The sequence below is a fragment of the Mesorhizobium sp. M7A.F.Ca.CA.004.12.1.1 genome (genome assembly GCF_003997835.1).
Classification (GTDB): Bacteria; Pseudomonadota; Alphaproteobacteria; order Rhizobiales; family Rhizobiaceae; genus Mesorhizobium.
On sequence record NZ_RZRK01000643.1, the window covers coordinates 1 to 3,541 of the forward strand.

Below are 3,541 nucleotides of genomic sequence, written 5' to 3' on the forward strand. Positions count from 1 at the left end.
TTGCTAACCCTTTGGCCTGTGGACGATGCGGGAACCGCTGCCTTCATGGTGAGCTTCTACGGCCATCTCGCCGCCGGGCGGACTTATCCGGAAGCGCTGCGCCAGGCCCGTCGCGATGCCCGCGACGGCGAGATATCAGGCGCGCAGGACCCTCGGGTATGGGCCGCCTTCGTCATGTTCGAAAACTGACGGCCGCGAGCCAACGCTTGCCCGCGATCGATCCGTTCAAGCGGATCGGGCTGACCGAAGCGCGGTGGCCGGGTCGTTTTGCCGGATGAGGCCTGAAAGGTGCGATCCCTTCGCTTGCAGAAAAGCATGCAGGCGCTGCGGATAGTCCGGCGCCACGGCTTGCCTGATCGACGGGCGCTCACTCAACGCTTTGCGCCAGGCTCGGACGAGCGGTTTGCCGTCCAGAATGCCGAAATCACCGATGCGGTCGAAGACATCGAGGTAGCGGAAGACCGGACCGTAAACGGCGTCGACCAGCGAAAAGTGCCTGCTGGCGAACCAGGGTCCGCCGGGCTCGTCCGCCAGCTCGGCTTCGAGGCGATCGAACATGGCGGACAGCGCGCTGGATTCGGCCAGGAAGCCAGCTTCGGTCGAGGCTGAATAGAACCGGCCGATGGCGTTGAGGGTTGCCGAACCGAACTCGATCCAGGCGCGATGACGGGCGCGGGCATAGGGGTCGGCAGGGTGGAGGGGATTGGCTTGCGTCTCTTCAAGGAATTCGAGGATGACGGCCGATTCGAAGATCACCGTTTCCTCGCCATTTCGCTGTACGCGCAGCAGCGGCACCTTGCCGAGCGGCGAGATCGCTTTGAACCAATCCGGTTTGTTGGCCAGGTCGATATCGATGCGCTCGAACGGCACGCCCTTTTCGGCCAGCGAAATCGCGGCGCGCTGCACATAGGGGCAGAGGTGATGGCTGACGAGGATGAGCTTGTGTGCCATGAGGTTTCCAAGGTTAATGCATTTGCATCTATATAGATGCACATGCATCGATCGTCAAGCTTGATGCAGATGCATCTACTGCCTATGCTTGGCCATGACCGAGAAAGCCACGCCTTCGCCAGAAGCCATCAAGGCCTGGGCTCGCCTGATGCGCGTTTCGCGCCAACTGATGGAAAGCGCTGAAGAAGCGTTGAAGGCCGCCGGCCTGCCGCCGCTTGCCTGGTACGACGTGCTGCATGAGCTCGCTGAGGCGAGCGAGGGCGGGCTGCGGCCGTTCCAGCTCATCGAGCGCACTCTGTTCGCGCAATACAACATTTCGCGGCTGCTGGCCCGGCTCGAGGCCGATGGGCTCGTCGAGAAACTGACGGTGGCCGATGATGGTCGTGGCCAGACCATCCGCATCACCGCCAAGGGCCGCGAGACACGCCGCCAGATGTGGGCTGTCTACGGACGGTCGATCACCGAACTGGTTGGCGCCAAACTGTCGGCGGATGAATTGACCAGGGTCTCCGCACTGCTTGGACGATTGCGCCATCCGCCAGCCTCCGATTAGCGAGGCTTGTCGCGCGGCAACGCATCACTTGCAGATATTTTGCGCCCGCCCTCTTGCGCGCGGCCTCGGATTGCGCAATATGCCGAACCGTAACGTACGGTACGGCATACCGGAATGACCGGTGGCCCGACCTTTCGAGAGAAGAGCGTGTTGCACAGCGTGCCCGACATCGACACCAGCGAAGCGCTGACAGAACGGCAGAAGGCCGTGCTCGACGCGGCGTTGCGGCTGCTGGTCGAGGAGGGCGATCATCTGACCATGACCGCCGTGGCGCGCCGCGCCAGCTGCTCCAAGGAAACGCTCTACAAATGGTTCGGCGACCGTGACGGGCTGCTGACGGCGACGGTGCAGTGGCAGGCCTCGAAAGTGCGGGTGGCGCCGGTTGACGGCAAGGGGCTCGATCTTGCCTCCCTGACCGCAAGTCTCGAACGCTTCGCCTCGGACTGGCTCAAGGTGATCTCCAGTGACACCTCGATCGCGCTCAACCGGGTGGCGGTCAGCCATGCCGGTTCGGGCAAGGACAATCTCGGCGCCGTGGTGCTTGAGAACGGCCGCTTCGCATTGGCCAAACGGTTGAAGCCGGTGCTTGAGGCCGGCCGACGGACCGGACTTTTGGATTTCGCGGATGCCGAGACGGCGTTCCGCACCTTTTTCGGGCTGGTCGCCCGCGACGTGCAGATCCGTCTGCTGCTTGGCGACCGGCTGAAATTGACTGAGGCGGCGATCGGCGGCGATGCCGCGCGCGCGACGCAGCAGTTTCTCGCTCTTTTCGGAGCAAAAACCGGGCCGCAGGGCCTCTGATTCATAAAACGGGAAGGAAGACAAAATGCGCGTCTATTACGATCGTGATGCCGATCTCAATCTGATCAAGGGCAAGAAGGTCGCCATCATCGGCTACGGCAGCCAGGGCAGGGCGCATGCGCTCAACCTCAAGGATTCCGGCGCCAAGGAAATCGCCATCGGTCTCAAGGCCGGCTCGGCGACCGCCAAGAAGGTCGAGGCCGATGGGCTCAAGGTGATGAGCGTGGCGGACGCCGCCAAATGGGCCGACCTGATGATGATGGCAACGCCGGACGAACTGCAGGCCGACATCTACAAAAACGAGATCGCGCCGAACATCCGCGACGGTGCGGCGATCGCCTTCGCGCACGGCCTCAACGTGCATTTCGGCCTGATCGAACCGAAGTCGACTGTCGACGTCGTCATGATCGCGCCGAAGGGTCCCGGCCACACGGTGCGCGGCGAATACCAGAAGGGCGGCGGCGTGCCGTGCCTGGTCGCCGTCAACCAGGATGCCTCGGGCAATGCGCTCGACCTGGCGCTGTCCTACGCCTGCGGCGTCGGCGGCGGCCGCTCGGGCATCATCGAGACCAATTTCCGCGAGGAATGCGAGACCGATCTGTTCGGCGAGCAGGTCGTGCTGTGCGGCGGTCTGGTCGAACTGATCCGGGCCGGTTTCGAGACGCTGGTGGAAGCCGGCTACGCGCCTGAGATGGCCTATTTCGAGTGCCTGCACGAGGTCAAGCTGATCGTCGACCTGATCTATGAAGGCGGCATCGCCAACATGAACTACTCGATCTCGAACACCGCCGAATGGGGCGAATATGTCTCGGGTCCGCGCATCATCACCGCCGAGACCAAGGCCGAGATGAAGCGCGTGCTGAAGGACATCCAGACGGGAAAATTCACCTCGGAATGGATGCAGGAATACCGCGCCGGCATGTCCCGCTTCAAGGGCATCCGCCGCAACAATGACAGCCACCAGATCGAGGAAGTCGGCGCCAAGCTGCGCGCGATGATGCCCTGGATTTCCAAGAACAAGCTGGTCGACAAGGCCAAGAACTGAGCGAAATCCACAAGCGCTCGAAAACAGCGGCTTCCATGAACAAAAACGGCGCCAAGTGGCGCCGTTCAGACTGCTGACAAACCCCTGGCATTTGCTGGGGGTTTTTGATTCACTGGGTCATGTTGAAGCGACCCGCCCCTGAACAGACCGCGCTCGAGATGGTGACGCTGGATCAGTTGGTTCCTGCCGAT

The 3,541-nt window shown here is 62.5% G+C and carries 5 protein-coding genes; 4 read left to right on the forward strand and 1 reads right to left on the reverse strand.

Annotation, left to right across the window (positions count from 1 at the left end):
- Positions 1-189 (forward strand): CHAT domain-containing protein (locus EN984_RS26795; protein WP_127384074.1); only part of this gene is annotated, 189 nt, incomplete at its 5' end.
- A 36-nt stretch (positions 190-225) separates the two neighbouring features.
- On the opposite strand, the gene EN984_RS26800 is transcribed toward EN984_RS26795, so the two are convergent.
- On the reverse strand, positions 226-951 hold the full coding sequence (locus EN984_RS26800) for a glutathione S-transferase family protein (protein WP_127270251.1): 726 nt from the start codon (positions 949-951) through the stop codon (positions 226-228).
- Positions 952-1,045: 94 nt separating this feature from the next.
- Here EN984_RS26800 and EN984_RS26805 point away from each other — a divergent pair, with 94 nt between their 5' ends.
- The 3 genes from EN984_RS26805 (at position 1,046) to ilvC (ending at position 3,350) form a co-directional block, all read left to right on the forward strand.
- Entirely contained in the window at positions 1,046-1,504 is a 459-nt protein-coding gene (locus EN984_RS26805; protein ID WP_127270249.1) for a MarR family winged helix-turn-helix transcriptional regulator, read from the forward strand.
- A gap of 147 nt (positions 1,505-1,651) precedes the next feature.
- A complete protein-coding gene (locus tag EN984_RS26810) occupies positions 1,652-2,305 on the forward strand; it encodes a TetR/AcrR family transcriptional regulator (protein ID WP_164749002.1) in 654 nt (217 codons plus the stop codon).
- A gap of 25 nt (positions 2,306-2,330) precedes the next feature.
- The gene (ilvC, locus tag EN984_RS26815; protein ID WP_013531065.1) at positions 2,331-3,350 is read left to right on the forward strand and encodes a ketol-acid reductoisomerase; all 1,020 of its coding nucleotides are present in this window, start codon (positions 2,331-2,333) and stop codon (positions 3,348-3,350) included.
- The last annotated feature ends 191 nt before the right edge of the window (positions 3,351-3,541 follow it).

Bases quoted from the DNA above. Each gene is read 5' to 3' on its own strand.
- EN984_RS26800 (WP_127270251.1), bottom strand. From the start codon at position 951: ATGGCACACAAGCTCATCCTCGTCAGCCATCACCTCTGCCCCTATGTG.
- EN984_RS26805 (WP_127270249.1), top strand. From the start codon at position 1,046: ATGACCGAGAAAGCCACGCCTTCGCCAGAAGCCATCAAGGCCTGGGCT.
- ilvC (WP_013531065.1), top strand. From the start codon at position 2,331: ATGCGCGTCTATTACGATCGTGATGCCGATCTCAATCTGATCAAGGGC.